16 protein-coding genes and 1 pseudogene are annotated in these 15,886 nt (G+C 70.7%); 11 read left to right on the top strand and 6 right to left on the bottom strand.

Annotated features, from left to right (window positions below; genetic code table 11):
* A pseudogene (locus RBJ77_RS34875) lies at positions 1-351 on the top strand (MFS transporter); the annotation flags it as partial.
* A 116-nt stretch (positions 352-467) separates the two neighbouring features.
* Here the strand turns inward: RBJ77_RS34875 and RBJ77_RS34880 are convergent.
* Positions 468-1,109: a PepSY domain-containing protein gene (locus tag RBJ77_RS34880; protein WP_372348660.1), complete on the bottom strand. Its 642-nt coding sequence runs from the start codon at positions 1,107-1,109 to the stop codon at positions 468-470.
* Between the two features lie 122 nt (positions 1,110-1,231).
* On the opposite strand from RBJ77_RS34880, the gene RBJ77_RS34885 reads away from it, so the two are divergent.
* Positions 1,232-1,903, top strand: coding sequence for a response regulator transcription factor (locus tag RBJ77_RS34885; RefSeq protein ID WP_255973642.1), 672 nt, complete (start codon positions 1,232-1,234; stop codon positions 1,901-1,903).
* Entirely contained in the window at positions 1,900-3,333 is a 1,434-nt protein-coding gene (locus tag RBJ77_RS34890) for an ATP-binding protein (RefSeq protein ID WP_372348661.1), read from the top strand. The genes RBJ77_RS34885 and RBJ77_RS34890 overlap by 4 nt, the downstream gene beginning before the upstream one ends.
* 54 nt (positions 3,334-3,387) lie before the next feature.
* Here RBJ77_RS34890 and RBJ77_RS34895 read toward each other — a convergent pair whose 3' ends face one another.
* The 4 genes from RBJ77_RS34895 to RBJ77_RS34910 form a co-directional block, all read right to left on the bottom strand.
* Positions 3,388-3,864 carry a MarR family winged helix-turn-helix transcriptional regulator gene (locus tag RBJ77_RS34895; RefSeq protein WP_255973646.1) on the bottom strand — a complete coding sequence of 159 codons (477 nt, stop codon included), beginning with the start codon at positions 3,862-3,864 and terminating at the stop codon, positions 3,388-3,390.
* A gap of 128 nt (positions 3,865-3,992) precedes the next feature.
* Positions 3,993-4,742: an AIM24 family protein gene (locus RBJ77_RS34900; protein ID WP_255973683.1), complete on the bottom strand. Its 750-nt coding sequence runs from the start codon at positions 4,740-4,742 to the stop codon at positions 3,993-3,995.
* A gap of 23 nt (positions 4,743-4,765) precedes the next feature.
* Positions 4,766-5,416 (bottom strand): AIM24 family protein, encoded by a 651-nt coding sequence (locus tag RBJ77_RS34905; RefSeq protein ID WP_372348662.1) that lies wholly within the window; start codon positions 5,414-5,416, stop codon positions 4,766-4,768.
* Position 5,417: 1 nt separating this feature from the next.
* Complete coding sequence (locus RBJ77_RS34910; RefSeq protein ID WP_255973650.1) at positions 5,418-6,056, bottom strand: AIM24 family protein; 639 nt, start codon at positions 6,054-6,056, stop codon at positions 5,418-5,420.
* Between the two features lie 135 nt (positions 6,057-6,191).
* Here RBJ77_RS34910 and RBJ77_RS34915 point away from each other — a divergent pair, with 135 nt between their 5' ends.
* The 4 genes from RBJ77_RS34915 (at position 6,192) to RBJ77_RS34930 (ending at position 10,875) form a co-directional block, all read left to right on the top strand.
* On the top strand, positions 6,192-6,536 hold the full coding sequence (locus RBJ77_RS34915; RefSeq protein ID WP_255973652.1) for a DUF3817 domain-containing protein: 345 nt from the start codon (positions 6,192-6,194) through the stop codon (positions 6,534-6,536).
* Positions 6,533-6,826, top strand: coding sequence for an MTH1187 family thiamine-binding protein (locus tag RBJ77_RS34920; RefSeq protein WP_190090896.1), 294 nt, complete (start codon positions 6,533-6,535; stop codon positions 6,824-6,826). The genes RBJ77_RS34915 and RBJ77_RS34920 overlap by 4 nt, the downstream gene beginning before the upstream one ends.
* Positions 6,827-7,134: 308 nt before the next feature.
* Positions 7,135-8,907, top strand: coding sequence for a glycosyltransferase family 2 protein (locus tag RBJ77_RS34925; RefSeq protein WP_372348663.1), 1,773 nt, complete (start codon positions 7,135-7,137; stop codon positions 8,905-8,907).
* A gap of 3 nt (positions 8,908-8,910) precedes the next feature.
* Positions 8,911-10,875, top strand: coding sequence for a galactose oxidase-like domain-containing protein (locus RBJ77_RS34930; RefSeq protein ID WP_372348664.1), 1,965 nt, complete (start codon positions 8,911-8,913; stop codon positions 10,873-10,875).
* Between the two features lie 59 nt (positions 10,876-10,934).
* On the opposite strand, the gene RBJ77_RS34935 is transcribed toward RBJ77_RS34930, so the two are convergent.
* A complete protein-coding gene (locus tag RBJ77_RS34935; RefSeq protein ID WP_372348665.1) occupies positions 10,935-11,984 on the bottom strand; it encodes a glycoside hydrolase family 6 protein in 1,050 nt (349 codons plus the stop codon).
* A 162-nt stretch (positions 11,985-12,146) separates the two neighbouring features.
* Here RBJ77_RS34935 and RBJ77_RS34940 point away from each other — a divergent pair, with 162 nt between their 5' ends.
* The 4 genes from RBJ77_RS34940 to RBJ77_RS34955 all read left to right on the top strand — a co-directional run bounded on the left by RBJ77_RS34940 (position 12,147) and on the right by RBJ77_RS34955 (position 15,882).
* Complete coding sequence (locus RBJ77_RS34940) at positions 12,147-12,656, top strand: MarR family transcriptional regulator (protein ID WP_255973661.1); 510 nt, start codon at positions 12,147-12,149, stop codon at positions 12,654-12,656.
* Positions 12,657-12,712: 56 nt separating this feature from the next.
* Entirely contained in the window at positions 12,713-13,051 is a 339-nt protein-coding gene (locus RBJ77_RS34945; protein WP_372348666.1) for a DUF3817 domain-containing protein, read from the top strand.
* 10 nt (positions 13,052-13,061) lie between these two features.
* Complete coding sequence (locus tag RBJ77_RS34950; protein ID WP_372348667.1) at positions 13,062-14,108, top strand: acyl-CoA dehydrogenase family protein; 1,047 nt, start codon at positions 13,062-13,064, stop codon at positions 14,106-14,108.
* Positions 14,109-14,181: 73 nt separating this feature from the next.
* On the top strand, positions 14,182-15,882 hold the full coding sequence (locus RBJ77_RS34955) for a methylmalonyl-CoA mutase (protein ID WP_372348668.1): 1,701 nt from the start codon (positions 14,182-14,184) through the stop codon (positions 15,880-15,882).
* Positions 15,883-15,886: the final 4 nt, after the last annotated feature.

Consider the following 15,886-nt stretch of genomic DNA (forward strand, 5'->3'; position numbering starts at 1 on the left):
GCGCTCGCGCCCGGGCTGCCCGCGCTGGCCCTGGCGGCGGCGTGCGTGGGCCTCTTCGTCGCGCCGGCCCTGACCACGGCGTACCTGATCGCGGACGAGTCGGTGGACGACGGTTTCCGTACGCAGGCCGGGGCATGGGTCAACACGTCCCTGAACGCGGGCAGTTCGGCGGGCACGGCAGGAGTGGGCCTCCTGGTGGGCCACGCCCCGCTACCGCTCTGCTTCGCGGCAGCGGCCCTGGCCCCGCTGGCGACGGCACTGCTCCCGAAGGGCGGCGGATCACCGGCGGCAGCCGGCCCAAGGGCCAGCCGACCAAGCAGCTCCGCCACTTCAAGCCCCTCCGGCGATTGAGGAGCGGGGTCGGGGGCGGTGCCCCGAGACCGCACCCGCACTTTGAGCCCCTCCGGCGATTGAGGAGCGGGGTCGGGGGCGGAGCCCCGAGACCGCACCCCGGTGCGGGGCAACCGTCAGTCGTCGTCCGAGTCCGAGTCCGAGGACGACGACCGGTCCACGGTCACCGCACCCGACCGGAGGTCCACGTGCCAGTCACGCTGCGTCCCGTCCGCCGAGGTCGTCTCGACCTCCCAGACCCGGACCGCCCCGTCGTCGTCCGCGTCCACGGAGGTCACCGTGCCCTTGGCGGCACCGGCCCGGGCGGCGTCCGCGGCGGACGTCGACGCGTTCTTGAGCGCGTCGGCGACCCGCGCCGCCTCGGCCGCGTCGTCGCCGTCGTCATCGTCGTCGGCCTTCTCGACGTGCGACCCGAGGACCTTGCCCGTACCGGGGTCGACCTCGACGTGATGCCAGGTGCTGCCGGAGCCGATGACGTCGACGTCCCAGACGAGGCGGCCGTCGTCGGAGTCGAGGTCGGCGCCGGCCGCGACGCCCGACGTGTGCTTCAGGGCGGCGGCGATCGCGTCCTCGGCCTTGATCTTCGCGCCCTTCGCCTCGTTCGCGTTCTCCCGGGCGTCGCCGACACCGTCGTCGGTGACCCGCACGGTCGACCTCGACGGCTGGTCGTCGTCCGAGACGGCCACCGCGGTGGCGGTGCCCGCGCCCAGCAGGGCGACGGCGGCGATGGCGGAGATGACGGTCGTACGGCGCTTCATGAGGGTCTCCCTGTCGTTCTGCGGAGTTCGTGTCCGACGGGAACCAACCTGCCCGAGTGATCCTGAAGCCCCGCTGAAGGAGCCTGAAGAAGGCTTCAGGTTCGACCTGCCACCCTGGCCGCATGCGCTTGCTGATTGTCGAGGACGAAAAGCGGCTCGCCCTGTCGCTCGCCAAGGGGCTCACCGCCGAGGGCTACGCCGTGGACGTGGTCCACGACGGCTCGGAGGGGCTGCACCGCGCGAGCGAGGGGGCGTACGACCTGGTCGTCCTCGACATCATGCTGCCCGGCATGAACGGCTACCGGGTGTGCGCCGCCCTGCGCGCCGCGGGCCACGACGTGCCGATCCTGATGCTGACCGCGAAGGACGGCGAGTACGACGAGGCGGAGGGGCTGGACACCGGCGCGGACGACTACCTGACGAAGCCGTTCTCGTACGTGGTGCTCGTCGCGCGCGTGAAGGCGCTGCTGCGGCGCCGGGGGAGCGCGGGCAGCGCGTCCCCGGTGCACACGGTCGGGCCGTACGCGGTGGACACCGCCGCCCGCCGGGTCACGCACGCCGACGACGGTGAGGTCGCCCTGACGGCGAAGGAGTTCTCGGTCCTGGAGCAGCTCGTCGTGCGGGCCGGGGAGGTCGTGTCGAAGGGCGACATCCTGGAGCACGTGTGGGACTTCGCCTACGAGGGCGACCCGAACATCGTCGAGGTGTACGTCAGCGCGCTGCGCCGCAAGCTCGGCGCCTCCCTGATCAGGACCGTGCGCGGCGCCGGCTACCGCCTGGAGGTCCCGCGATGAGACGGGTCTTCGGCTCCGTACGCTCCCGCGCCGCCCTCGCCGCGACCCTCGTCGTCGCGGTCGCCCTGGTCGCGGCCGGCACGGCCGTGCTGCTCGCGCTGCGCTCCAACCTCACCGGACAGGCGGGCAGCGCCGCCGACTCCGGTGCGCGCAAGGTCGCCACCCAGCTGGCCACCGGCACCGCGCCGGACGCCCTCGACCTGGACAGCGACGACCGGCCGGTGCAGGTCGTCGACGAGGACGGACGGCTGGTGGCCGCGTCCGACGACCTGGAGGGGATCACCGGCACCGGCACGGGCGCCGTACGCCCCGAGGCCGCCGTCACCGACGACGACCACGGCGGCCGCGGCGAGGACGATGACGACGCGGGTGACGACGACGGCGGCCGTGGCAAGGTCTCGGACACGACGGAGTACGCCGACGGCACCGCCACCGTCGACGGTGACAGCGCCGACTACCGGTTCGCCGCGGTCGAGGTCGAGGACACCGCGTACGGCACGCTGACCGTGTACGCGGGCGCCCCGCTGGCGGCCGAACAGAGCGCCGTGTCCACGGCGTTGACGTCGATGCTGATCGGCTTCCCGGTGCTGCTCGTGGTCGTCGGCGGCGTCACCTGGCTGGTGACCCGGCGCGCGCTGCGGCCGGTGGAGGGCATCCGTACCGAGATGGCCGCCATCACCGCCTCCCAGGACCTGGGCCGCCGGGTGCCCGAGCCGGACACACATGACGAGGTCGCCCGGCTGGCCCGGACCACGAACGAGACGCTCGCGGCCCTGGAGGACTCGGTGGACCGTCAGCGGCGGTTCGTCGCGGACGCCTCGCACGAGCTGCGCAGCCCGATCGCCAGTCTGCGCACGCAGCTCGAAGTCGGCGCCGCCCACCCGGAGTTGCTCGATGTGGACGGCGCCGTCGAGGACACCGTGCGGCTGCAGGAGCTCGCCGCCGATCTGCTCCTGCTCGCCCGGCTGGACGCGGGCGAGCAGCCCGGCGGCGGCGATGTCGACCTGGTCGCCCTGGTCCGCGAGGAGCTGTCGCAGCGCGTCGGCGACCGGGTGCCGGTGGCCGTGACGGCACCGGGGCCGGCGCACGTCGCCGGATCCCGCGGCCAGTTGGCGAGGGTGCTGGGGAATCTGGTGGACAACGCGCAGCGCCACGCCCGTACCGCGGTGGACGTCACCGTGGGCACCGACGGGCGGTGGGTGACCCTCGCGGTCGCCGACGACGGTGGCGGCGTGCCGGAGGGGGAGCGGGCGCGGGTCTTCGAGCGGTTCGTACGGCTCGACGACGCGCGGTCCCGGGACGGCGGCGGGGCCGGTCTGGGGCTCGCCATCGCCCGGGACGTGGCCGAGCGGCACGGCGGCACGCTGACGGTGCGCACCGCGCCGCGGGGCGGGGCCCTGTTCGAACTCGGGCTGCCCAGGCTCCAGTAGGGAGCGTCACGGAGGAGGTCGGCGGTCCTCCGGATGCTCAGGTCTTCGCAATGGTCACGGTTTGCCGCGCTGCGAACGCAGGTGCTCGGCGATGGGTGTGAGCGCCTCGCGGAGGCTGCTCAGCGACTCCGCGGGGACGAGGTCCATGAAGTGCTGACGCACGGACGCCACGTGGTGCGGGGCGACCTTCTTCATGGTCTCGAAACCGAAGTCGGTGAGCACGGTGTACAGTCCGCGCCGGTCCGACTCGCAGTTCTCGCGGCGGACGAGGCCCGCGTTCTCCATCCGGGTGATCTGGTGCGAGAGCCGGCTCTTGGACTGCAGGGTCGCCGCAGCCAGGTCGCTCATCCGCATCCGGTGGTCCTCCGCTTCGGAGAGGTTCACCAGGATCTCGTAGTCGTTCATCGTCAGGCCGAACGGCTGGAGGTCCTTCTCCAGCTGGTAGTTCAGCAGCCGGTTGACCTCCAGGTGGGTGCGCCAGGCGCACTGTTCCTCGTCGGTCAGCCACGGGGTGGCCGTCTCGGTCTCCATGGAATCGATTCTACCTAAGAAGTTGAAAGGCGAACGAATGTGGGGGCTGTGACGCCTCCCACCTTGCGGCGCCCAGCGGAGCACGCAATGGGGTCACGCGTTCGACGTCACACTCCGCAGACTACCGCTCACAGCCCGAAGCGACGCTGGAGGTCGCCGAGCTGTCCGGGAAGGCGCGGTGCCGGTGACTGACCGGAGCCCGGCCCTCCTTGACCGCCGGGGACTCCTGCCTGGTGAGGTACGTCACCCGTCGCCACCTCGGGCATCAGTGCCTCGCTGGACTGCAGCAGTACCGTCCCGGCGCCCACGAACTCGAACTGGTGCTCCTCGCCGGAGACCCCGCCGATGCCTGTCATCGCACGTAGACCGCCGATCACGCCCGTCAGATACCCATGGTCGTAATGGTGGCAAGGTGACGGACAGTCAGCCCAGCCGACGAGGGCCTGTGGATCTACGCGGATAGGCGGTTCCATGAACACCACGGGACCGTTTGAAGCCGCGACGAATTTGCCGGTGCCAATGAGTGTCAGAAAGCCCGGCACGATCGACTGCTTGAGCGCGAGAGTTGGCTGAAAAGCGAGCAGATTGCCCGCCCGGATGGTCAGATTGCCGTCATCCAGGTCGTACGAGTTCACGTCGAAGGCCCGGTCGGCGAGCAGCATCTTGCCGCTGCCCTCCGCCACCACCCAGTCGCTCGCGTGCAGCGGGGAGTGGAACGAGGTACGGACGAGCCGGTCGAGCCGGCCGTGCCCGATGCCGTTGAAGTCGATCCGCCCGTAGTAGGCGATCATCTTGCCCTTCTGCAGGAACCACTGACCGCTCTTGAGTTCCACGCAGAAGGTGTACGCGTTGACGTTGTCGTCCACCGGCAACGTCATGGGGTCGAAGACCACAGGGCCGGTCACAGTTTCTCCTCCGAGGCCTGGACGTACACCGCACCGCTCCCGCTCAGCTCCAGCTGGAACGCCTCGCCGCTGCCCCGGCCCACCATGTCGCGCCAGCCGAGCGCCGTGGACAGCTTGTTGCGCACGTCGCCGTGGTGCGCGACGTACGCCTGCGGGTCGACGTGCACCGGGTTGTTCGGGGTGATGGGCACCTCGATCACCCCGCCGTGCGCCATCACGGCCACCCCGCCGTGCCCCTTGAGCGTCGTCGTGAACAGGCCCTGGCCGGTCACCTGGCCGCGCACCATGCCCATGACGCCGCCCTGCGCGCCCATGAACATGGTCCCCTGCTGCAGCGTCCCGTCGAAGGCGAGCAGCCGGTCGGCCTCCACGTACAAGGTGTCGCCGGACAGCGTGATCACCTGGACGTGGTGGCCGCCGTGCCCGAACAGCACGGTCCCGCTGCCCTCGACCGTCATCAGCGGCGTCGCCTCGTTCGCGACCCGCCGCCCGATCATGGACATCAACCCCCCTTGCCCGCCCTGCGCGTTGGGGGTGAAGGAGACCTCGCCCCGGTACGCGAGCATCGCGCCGCGCTGGCTGTAGAGGCGCTGCCCCGGGACGACGGTCGCCTCGATCATCTTCGAGTTGATCTCGCGGAAGGTCATGTCACACGTCCCCGGCGATCGTGTTGCGCTCACTGGGCTGCACATAGACGAGCCCGTCGCCCTCGAACCGGATCTGGAACGCCTCGCCGCCGCCTTCCCCCATGATCGTGCGGAAGGTGACGCCCGACTGGAACGACTGGTGCAGGTTCCCCTGGTGCGCGATGTACGCGCCCGGGTCGACCGTCAGCGGGTAGTCGCGGCTGACGCGCAGCACGACCGCCGGGCCGTCGCTCATGATCGCGGCCTGGCCGTGGCCCTCCACGGTCGTCGTGAACAGGCCGTTGCCCTGGGAGGCGCCGCGCATCCCCGTGAACGACGTGCCGGTACGCAGCCCGGCGTCCGTGCACAGCAGATTGCTCGCCTCGACGTACAGCTTGTCGCCGGTCAGCCCGACCAGGTTGATCTCGCTCGCCCGGTCCGCGAACCAGCAGGTCCCCTGACCCTTCACCTCCATCACGGTCATCTGCTCGCCCGTGATGCGGCGGGTCACCATCCCCCGTATCCCCTCGCCACCCCCGCTCAGCTTCTTGAACGCCATCCGGCCGTCGTACGCGACCATCGACCCGTTCTTCGCCTTGACGCTGTCGCCCGTCATGTCGACGGCCAGCATCTTGCTGCCCTGGAGTCGGAACGTTGCCACGAGGTCGAAGGTAGCCGCCCGGGGGAGGGTGCCGACAGGGTCCGAAGGCACGGGTGCCACAATGGGCAAACGCTTGTGCGTACATTCACAAGATCATTGCCCGCCCCTAGTCGCCGCTTCTGCCGAAGGTGCCCCGTGGACATCAAGACCGCCTCCGCCCTCCGCCGCCTCCGCCTGGTCTCCGCGCCCGAGGCCGTCTCCTTCATCCTGCTGCTCGTCTGCTCGGTCCTGAAGCGGACCACCGACTTCAACGCGGTGCCGGTGATGGGCATGGTGCACGGCGTGCTCTTCGTGCTCTACGTGATCTTCTGGGCGGACGCCTGGAACCGCGCGAAGTGGGGCATCGGCACGGCCGCGCTCTACTTCGTCCTGTCCGTGCTGCCCACCGGCGGCTTCTTCGCCGAGCGCAAGCTCAAGCGGGAGGCCGAGGACGCGGTGATCGCGTCCCGCGCGCGCAAGGAAGGGGTCGTGAACGCATGATCGTCGCCTTTTCCGTGACGCCGCTCGGGGTCGGCGAGGACGTGGGGGAGTACGTCGCCGACGCGGTGCGGGTCGTCCGCGAATCGGGTCTGCCCAACCGCACCGACGCGATGTTCACCTCGATCGAGGGTGAGTGGGACGAGGTCATGGACGTCGTCAAGCGTGCCGTCGCCGCGGTGGAGGCGCGGGCGCCTCGGGTTTCGCTGGTGCTGAAGGCTGATGTCCGGCCTGGGGTGACGGACGGTCTGACCTCGAAGGTGGAGACGGTGGAGCGCCACCTCTCCGCGTAGGGCGGGCGCTTTCCGGCTCCGTCCGCCTCGTTCCGCCGGTTCCCGGTCTGCGGGCCGGTGGGGCTTCTCGCGCCGTTCCCCGCGCCCCTGAGATGCAGGCCCTGCGGGCCGCATCTCCCCGATGGAGGCTGCGCGCAGCGCATGCCTTCAGGGGCGCGGGGAACGGCGCGATCAGCCCCCACCGGCCCGCAGATTCACCCGCGTTCCCCCATACCTCACTCGTACGCCGCTTCTGGTTCGACACGCCCACGAAAGTCACCTTTTGTGAGGGTATCGATACGCTCGATCACCAGAACCTGGAGGGCGCTGTGCGGCCTGAGGGCTACGACTACGACACCCACAGCAGACTCGCCGGGCCGCTCACCGAGCCGCCCCGCGACGGTAGTTACCGGGTGCAGTACATATCGCTCCTCTCCCGTGAGCCGCACCGAATACGAGCCGTCCTGCTGATGACGCTCGCGCCTCTGCTCACCGGAGTGCTGCTCGCCTATCTCGTCTGGCCCACCCACTGGGTGGAGCGCGAGGGCGGGGACCGCTGGCTCGTCGAGCTCGACATCGTGATGCTCGTCTCGATCGGTCTCATCGGGCTCTTCATGCTCGTCAACGTCACCTCGATCGCCCACGCGACGCTGGTCGCCAGGGACCCCGTACCGGTCGTCCCCGAGCAGGGCACCCGGGTCGCGTTCCTCACGACGTACGTCCCCGGCAAGGAACCCCTCGCGATGGTGCGCGCCACCCTCGAAGGGGCCGTGCGGATCACCCACGACGGACCGTTCGACGTCTGGCTCCTCGACGAGGGCGACGACGCGGCGGCCAAGGCCCTCTGCGCCGAGCTCGGCGTCCGCCACTTCACGCGCAGCGGCGTCCCGGAGTGGAACCAGAAGAAGGGTCCCCACAAGACCCGCACCAAGCACGGCAACTACAACGCGTGGCTCGCGATGCACGGCGCCGACTACGACTTCTTCGCGTCCGTCGACACCGACCACGTGCCGCTCCCCGAGTTCCTGGAGCGGATGATGGGGTACTTCCGCGACCCCGACATCGCCTTCGTCGTCGGCCCGCAGGTCTACGGCAACTACACGGCGCCGGTCACCAAGGCCGCCGAGTCCCAGCAGTTCCTCTTCCACGCGCTGATCCAGCGGGCCGGCAACCGCTACCGGGCCCCGATGTTCGTCGGCACCAACAACGTCGTACGGATCTCCGCCCTGAAGCAGATCGGCGGCCTCGTCGACTCGATCACCGAGGACATGGCGACCGGCTTCGAGATCCACCGCCACAAGAACCCGGCCACCGGCCACAACTGGCGCTCCGTGTACACGCCGGACGTGCTCGCGGTCGGCGAGGGCCCGGCGTCCTGGACCGACTTCTTCACGCAGCAGATGCGGTGGTCGCGCGGCACGTACGAGACGCTGTTCAAGCAGTACTGGAAGGCGCCGTTCAGCATGCCGCCCGGCCGGCTGTTCTCGTACTCGATGATGCTCTTCTACTACCCGATGACGGCCGTCAACTGGTTCCTCGGCGTGCTGAGTTGCGTGCTGTTCCTGTGGTTCGGCGCGTCCGGCACCGAGGTCTCCGCGTCCGTCTGGCTGATGCTGTACTCCGACGCCGCCGCCCTGCAGATCGGCCTCTACCTCTGGAACCGGCGGCACAACGTGTCGCCGCACGAGCCGGAGGGGTCCGGCGGCCTGGCCGGGATGGCGATGTCGGCGATCTCCGCGCCCATCTACCTGAAGTCGTTCGGCGCGGCCCTGCTGCGCCGCCCCAGCCGCTTCGTGGTCACCCCCAAGGGCGGCGACGCCAGCCCCGACCGGCTGCTGACCTTCCGCATCCACCTCTTCTGGGCGGCCGTGCTCGCCGCGTCCCTCGCGGCGTCCGTCGTCCTCGTCCACACCCACGTCGCCATGCGCACCTGGGCGGTGCTCGCCCTGTGCATCGCGCTCGCCCCGGTCGCCGTGTGGGCCGTCACCCAGCGCCGCGCCGCCCGCGCCGCCCAGGCCGGACCGGCCCAGGCCCGGGCCGTGGCCCCCGCGCCGCCCGCCCCCACCCGGGTCTCCAGCACGACGAGCACAGGAGGGAACTGATCCATGGCGTTCAAGGCGTACAGCCCTTCCAAACGCATGAAGAAGACGGTCCTGGGAGCGGGCGGCATCGCCCTCCTCGTCGGTCTCAACGCCCCGGCCGCCTGGAACTTCGCGTCCGAGCAGTACTACGACTGGAAGATCGCCCAGCCCGGCTACAAGGCCACGTACGGCTCGTGGTCGTCGGTCGACATCCCGAAGGAGTTCCGCACCAACGCCATCCACGCGGCCCTGCTGCACACCGGCAAGGTGCTGATCGTCGCGGGCTCGGGCAACGAGCAGAAGAAGTTCGACGCCGGGTCCTTCGACACCATCCTGTGGGACCCGACGGCGAACACGTTCAAGAAGATCGCCACGCCCGTGGACTTCTTCTGCTCGGGCCACGCCCAGCTCCCCGACGGACGGCTCCTGGTGGCGGGCGGCACCGCCCGCTACGAGCTGCTCGACGGCGAGGTGAAGAAGGCCGGCGGCGGCATGCGGGTCAAGAACGAGAACCCCGACAAGCCGATCGTCCTGAAGAAGGGGACGAAGTTCCGCTCGCCGTCGGGCGTCGAGTACGTGTCGAAGTTCGACGTCACCGTGCCCAAGGCCAAGCGCAGCTTCGACATCACGTACAACCGGGCCGGCGTCATGCAGCCGTGGAAGACGAAGATCAAGGCCAGCGAGGCCCGCGTCTTCGTCGAGGCGGCGACGGGCGGCAAGCAGTTCGTCACCGACAAGCAGGCCCAGTACGAGATCGAGGGCCTCAAGGGCGACGACGCGGACAACACGTACGGGCTCTCCGAGAAGATCACCATGGACAAGCAGGACTTCCAGGGGATCAAGGCGGCCTACGAGTTCGATCCCGTCGCCGAGAAGTACGTGCCGGTCGACCCGATGGAGAAGGCCCGCTGGTACCCGACGCTCGTCGGTCTGGAGGACGGCAAGGTCCTCGCGGTCTCCGGGCTCGACGACGTCGGCGTCATCGACCCCGGCGACAACGAGATCTACGACCCGAAGACCAAGAAGTGGACGATGGGGCCCAAGCGCTACTTCCCCACGTATCCCGCCCTCTTCCTCACCAAGGGCGGCAAGCTCTTCTACCCGGCGTCCAACGCCGGGTACGGGCCCGCCGACAAGGGCCGCGAGCCGGGCCTGTGGGACCTGAAGACCAACAAGTTCCAGAAGGTGCCGGGCCTCGCCGACATGGACCAGACGGAGACGTCGGCGTCCCTGCTGCTGCCGCCGGCCCAGGACCAGAAGGTCATGATCATGGGCGGCGGCGGGGTCGGCGAGTCCGAGAAGGCCACGTCGCGCACCGCGGTCATCGACCTCAAGGAGGACAACCCGTCCTTCAAGACCGGTCCCCGGCTGCCGCAGGGCACCCGCTACCTGAACAGCGTGATCATGCCGGACGACTCCGTCTTCACGTCGAACGGCTCCTCGGACTACCGCGGCCGCAGCGCCAGCAACATCCTCAAGGCGCAGTTCTACGACCCCAAGGACAACGCCTTCCACGAGGCGGCGTCCCCCCGGGTCGGCCGCAACTACCACTCCGAGGCGCTGCTGCTGCCCGACGGCCGCGTGGCCACCTTCGGCTCCGACCCGCTCTTCGACAACGAGCAGAACACCAAGCTCGGCCACTTCGAGCAGCGCATGGAGATCTTCACGCCGCCCGCCCTGCACCGGGGCGGCGACAAGCGCCCGGTCATCGGCGAGGGTCCCGAGACCCTGCCGGACGACCACCGGGCCACGTACCGGACGGCCCAGGCCGACCGGATCGTCAAGGCGCGCCTGATGCGCCCGTCCGCCGTGACGCACACGACGGACGTGGAGCAGCGGTCGATCGACCTTGGCCTGAAGAAGGGGAACGGCGAGGTGACCGTGGACGTCCCGACGGACACGGCGCTGGTCCCGCCCGGCTGGTACATGCTGTTCGTGACGGACGCGGACGGCGTCTCGTCCCAGGCCAAGTGGGTCCAGGTGAAGTAGGCCGGGACCGGGCGGGGCCGGACGGGACCGGACGGGACCGGGCGATACCGCCCAGGGCCTCAGGACTGCGCGTTGCGGGCGAGCCCCAGCGCGTACTCCGCCCACCAGGTGCCCGCTCCGGGTCCGCCCCGGCAGGTGCCGTCCGACTCGCCGGGCCGCTTGACCCAGAGGTACGCGTCGATCAGCGGGTCGCCCGTCTCGGTGGTCGGCGCGGAGCCGAGGGCGCGGCCCGGCGGGTTGCACCAGGCGTCCGCGCCGCCGTCGGCGTACGGGCCGACGCCGTTGCGGCTGGTGTCCACCACGAAGTGCGTGCCGCCGAGCAGCTCCGACAGCCGGCGGCCGTACGTCCGGCTCGCCTGGTCCGTCTGGAAGTTGGAGACGTTCAGGGAGAACCCGTCGGCCCGGGCGACGCCGGCCCGCTGCAGCGGTTCGACGAGCTTGGCGGCGTCCGGGATCCACGCCGGGTTGCCCGCGTCGACGTACACCTTGGTGTTCGGCTGCTTCTTCAGCCGGTCGATCGCCGCCGACATCAGCTCGTAGCGCTGCTCCTGGTACTCGGCCGGGGTGCAGCCGTCGACGATGTGCCCGAGCGCGTCGGGCTCCAGGACGACGACCGCCTTCGCGTCGCCGATGCCCGCCGCGAACGCGTCGATCCACTGGTAGTAGAAGTCCGGGGTGTGCGCCCCGCCCGCGGAGTGCTGCCCGCAGTCCCGGTGCGGAATGTTGTACGCGACCAGGACCAGCGTCTTGTCCGTCTTTTTCGCCTGCGCGCCGGCCGCGGCGATCGCGGGCCGGGGGAAGTCGCCGGGCGCCCACATCGCCTGCGGGTGCTGGGCGATGCGGCGGATCACGGCGGCGTCCGAGGCGCGGCCCTGCCGTTGCCACCGGTCGGCCTGGACGGCGGCGTCCGACGCGGGGTCGACCCAGAAGGGGGAGGAGTCGGCGGAGCCGGTGGGGGCGGTCTGGCCGGCGGGTTCGGCGGCGGAGTCGCGGCCGCCGCCGGTGTCGTCGGAGCAGCCGGTGGCGAGGGCGGACAGGAGGAGTGCGGCGGCCGCGAACGCGAGGGCGCGGGTGGTGCGGGCCGGTGTGCGGACGGACGGGACGGGCATCCTGCCCCCTGGTTCGGAGCGCGGGCAATTCCGGCAATCGTTGCATAAGGGACCATCGGTCCCGGGGATTGCCGTCGCACCGCACCGGTGGGGCGGTGCGACGATCGGCCAAAGGGCGAGACGGGGCTGACCACCATATGACCGGCCGGTAAGGTCGGGGACGTGCCGAAGCCGCTCAGTCTTGCCTTCGATCCGATCGCCCGCGCCGACGAACTCTGGAAGCAGCGCTGGGGGTCCGTGCCGTCCATGGCCGCGATCACCTCGATCATGCGCGCGCACCAGATCCTGCTCGGCGAGGTCGACGCGGTCGTCAAGCCGTACGGGCTGACCTTCGCGCGCTACGAGGCCCTGGTCCTGCTCACCTTCTCCAAGGAGGGCGAGCTGCCGATGTCGAAGATCGGCGAGCGCCTCATGGTCCACCCGACGTCCGTGACGAACACGGTGGACCGGCTGGTCAGGTCCGGCCTCGTCGACAAGCGCCCCAACCCGAACGACGGCCGCGGCACGCTCGCCACCATCACCGACAAGGGCCGCGAGGTCGTCGAGGCCGCCACCCGTGACCTCATGGCGATGGACTTCGGCCTCGGGGTGTACGACGCGGACGAGTGCGGCGAGATCTTCGCGATGCTGCGCCCGCTGCGGGTGGCGGCGAGCGACTTCGACGACGAGTGACGAGGGCCACCGGGCCCGCTTCAAGATCGAGCAAAACGGGCGGTTACGCTCGACCCATGAAGAAGAGCGTGCTGACCCGCTACCGCGTCATGGCCTACGTAACCGGTGTGCTCCTGGTGTTCCTGTGCCTCGGCATGATCGCCAAGTACGCGTTCAAGATGGACGGCGCCGCTGACGTGACGCAGGTCGTCGCGATCGCGCACGGCTGGCTGTACGTCGTCTACCTGGTCTTCGCCTTCGACCTGGGCTCCAAGGCGAAGTGGCCGGTCGGCAAGCAGCTGTGGGTGCTGATCGCGGGCACCATCCCGACCGCCGCCTTCTTCGTGGAGCGCAAGGTCTCCGCGGAGCTGGAGGCCAAGGTCGCCGACGACGGCGCGAACCTCGCCAAGGCCTGATCCGAACGCCGTGCGACACCCCCTCGTCGACGCCGCCCACCGGCTCGCCGAGGGGGTGCTTGCGCCTGCCGCCGAGGCGCACGACCGCGACGGCGTCACCCGCGCGGCGATCGACGCCGTGAAGGCGTCCGGCGTACTCGGCGTCAACGCGCCCGCCGCGTACGGGGGCTGGGACGCGCCGGCCGCGGTCGGCCGGGAGGTCGCCGAGATCCTCGCGGGTGCGTGCTGCTCCACGTTCTTCGTGCAGGCGCAGCACCACACCCCCGTACGCCTCCTCGCCGACGGCGCGCACGCGGCTCGCGAGCGCCGGCTGCGCCCGCTCTCCGAAGGCACGGCCCTGGCCGGTGTCGCCTTCTCGCACCTGCGTGCCTTCCCGGAGCTGCCGGTGCGCGCGACCCCGCTGCCCGGCGGCGGTCTGCGCTTCGACGGGCGCGTGCCCTGGTACACCGGCTGGGGCCTGAACGACGTGTTCCTGCTCGGCGGTGCCACGGACGGCGGCGAGGTCGTCTTCGCGGTCGCCGAACCGCGCGCACAGCCAGGACTCACCCCCACGCGGCCGCTCCGGATGGCCGCGCTCACCGGCACCCGCACGGTCGGCCTGACCCTCGACGGGCTCACGGTCCCGGCCGACGCCGTCGTGATCCGGCAGCCGTACGAGGAGTGGGCGCGGGCCGACCGCCCCAAGAACACCAACACCAACCCCGCCGTCCTCGGCGTCACCCGGGCCGCCCTCGACCTGCTCGACGCGTCGGGCGACGACGGGGCGGAGGAGACCGCGGGCGTTCTGCGCGCACGCCTCGACGCCGTGCGCCGCGCCGCGTACGCCCTCGTCGACGAGGTGCCGGCGGGGGAGTGCCTGACGGACCGGCTCGCCGTGAAGACGCGCGCGTACGACCTCATGCGGGCGGCGGCCACGGCCGCGGTCGTGGCCGGCGGCGGCCGCGCGCTCGGCCTCTCCGCGCCCGCGCAGCGGCTCGCCCGCGAGGGCCTGTTCCTCCTGGTGCAGGGGCAGACGGCGGACGTGCGCGGCGCGCATCTGGCGGCGCTGCGGGCCTGAGGACGGCCCCCAGGGGTGATCCTTCGCCTTGGGCCATCGACTTTTACTAGGACGTCCTAGTAAATTCGAGGGTATGGACGCTGACGCGATCGAGGAAGGCCGCCGACGCTGGCAGGCCCGTTACGACAAGGCCCGCAAGCGTGACGCGGACTTCACCACGCTCTCCGGAGATCCGGTCGACCCCGCCTACGGGCCGCGGCCCGGGGACACGTACGAAGGCTTCGAGCGGATCGGCTGGCCCGGCGAGTACCCGTTCACCCGCGGTCTGTACCCGACCGGGTACCGGGGCCGGACCTGGACCATCCGCCAGTTCGCCGGGTTCGGCAACGCCGAGCAGACGAACGAGCGCTACAAGATGATCCTGGCGAACGGCGGCGGCGGGCTCTCCGTCGCCTTCGACATGCCGACGCTGATGGGCCGCGACTCGGACGACCCGCGCGCGCTCGGCGAGGTCGGCCACTGCGGTGTCGCGATCGACTCGGCGGCCGACATGGAGGTCCTGTTCAAGGACATCCCGCTCGGCGACGTCACGACGTCGATGACGATCAGCGGTCCGGCGGTCCCCGTCTTCTGCATGTACCTCGTCGCGGCGGAGCGCCAGGGCGTCGACCCCGGCGTCCTGAACGGCACGCTCCAGACCGACATCTTCAAGGAGTACATCGCGCAGAAGGAGTGGCTCTTCCAGCCCGAGCCGCACCTGCGCCTCATCGGCGACCTGATGGAGCACTGCGCCGCCGCCATCCCCGCGTACAAGCCGCTCTCGGTCTCCGGTTACCACATCCGCGAGGCGGGCTCGACGGCCGCGCAGGAGCTGGCGTACACGCTGGCCGACGGATTCGGGTACGTGGAGCTGGGGTTGAGCCGCGGGCTCGACGTGGACGTCTTCGCGCCCGGCCTCTCCTTCTTCTTCGACGCGCACGTCGACTTCTTCGAGGAGATCGCCAAGTTCCGCGCGGCCAGGCGCATCTGGGCGCGCTGGATGCGGGACGTGTACGGGGCGACGAGCGAGAAGGCGCAGTGGCTGCGGTTCCACACGCAGACCGCGGGCGTCTCGCTGACCGCGCAGCAGCCGTACAACAACGTCGTACGGACCGCGGTCGAGGCCCTCGCCGCCGTGCTCGGCGGCACCAACTCCCTGCACACGAACGCCCTCGACGAGACCCTCGCCCTGCCGAGCGAGCAGGCGGCGGAGATCGCGCTGCGCACGCAGCAGGTCCTCATGGAGGAGACCGGCGTCGCCAACGTCGCGGACCCGCTGGGCGGTTCCTGGTACGTGGAGCAGCTCACCGACCGCATCGAGGCGGACGCCGAGAAGATCTTCGACCAGATCAAGGAGCGCGGGCTGCGGGCGCACCCGGACGGGCAGCACCCCATCGGGCCGATCACGTCCGGCATCCTGCGCGGCATCGAGGACGGCTGGTTCACCGGGGAGATCGCGGAGTCGGCGTTCCAGTACCAGCAGTCCCTGGAGAAGGGCGACAAGCGGGTCGTCGGGGTCAACGTCCACCACGGGTCCGTCACCGGCGACCTGGAGATCCTGCGGGTCAGCCACGAGGTCGAGCGGGAGCAGGTGCGGGTCCTGGGTGACCGGAAGGGGGGCCGGGACGACGCGAAGGTGCGGGGCGCGCTGGACGCGATGGTCGGTGCCGCGCGCGACGGGTCCAACATGATCGGGCCGATGCTGGATGCGGTGCGGGCGGAGGCGACGCTCGGCGAGATCTGTGGTGTGCTGCGTGATGAATGGGGCGTGTACACGGAGCCGGCCGGCTTCTAGCGCC

This window comes from Streptomyces sp. KL116D (assembly GCF_030766975.1).
Classification (GTDB): domain Bacteria; phylum Actinomycetota; class Actinomycetes; order Streptomycetales; family Streptomycetaceae; genus Streptomyces; species Streptomyces longispororuber_A.

Excerpts from the sequence above, each read along its gene's own strand:
- RBJ77_RS34935 (WP_372348665.1), bottom strand. The coding sequence starts at position 11,984 with ATGCCCGTCCCGTCCGTCCGCACACCGGCCCGCACCACCCGCGCCCTC.
- RBJ77_RS34920 (WP_190090896.1), top strand. The coding sequence starts at position 6,533 with ATGATCGTCGCCTTTTCCGTGACGCCGCTCGGGGTCGGCGAGGACGTG.
- RBJ77_RS34885 (WP_255973642.1), top strand. The coding sequence starts at position 1,232 with ATGCGCTTGCTGATTGTCGAGGACGAAAAGCGGCTCGCCCTGTCGCTC.
- RBJ77_RS34905 (WP_372348662.1), bottom strand. The coding sequence starts at position 5,416 with ATGACCTTCCGCGAGATCAACTCGAAGATGATCGAGGCGACCGTCGTC.
- RBJ77_RS34900 (WP_255973683.1), bottom strand. The coding sequence starts at position 4,742 with ATGACGTTGCCGGTGGACGACAACGTCAACGCGTACACCTTCTGCGTG.
- RBJ77_RS34930 (WP_372348664.1), top strand. The coding sequence starts at position 8,911 with ATGGCGTTCAAGGCGTACAGCCCTTCCAAACGCATGAAGAAGACGGTC.
- RBJ77_RS34895 (WP_255973646.1), bottom strand. The coding sequence starts at position 3,864 with ATGGAGACCGAGACGGCCACCCCGTGGCTGACCGACGAGGAACAGTGC.
- RBJ77_RS34890 (WP_372348661.1), top strand. The coding sequence starts at position 1,900 with ATGAGACGGGTCTTCGGCTCCGTACGCTCCCGCGCCGCCCTCGCCGCG.
- RBJ77_RS34955 (WP_372348668.1), top strand. The coding sequence starts at position 14,182 with ATGGACGCTGACGCGATCGAGGAAGGCCGCCGACGCTGGCAGGCCCGT.
- RBJ77_RS34880 (WP_372348660.1), bottom strand. The coding sequence starts at position 1,109 with ATGAAGCGCCGTACGACCGTCATCTCCGCCATCGCCGCCGTCGCCCTG.
- RBJ77_RS34945 (WP_372348666.1), top strand. The coding sequence starts at position 12,713 with ATGAAGAAGAGCGTGCTGACCCGCTACCGCGTCATGGCCTACGTAACC.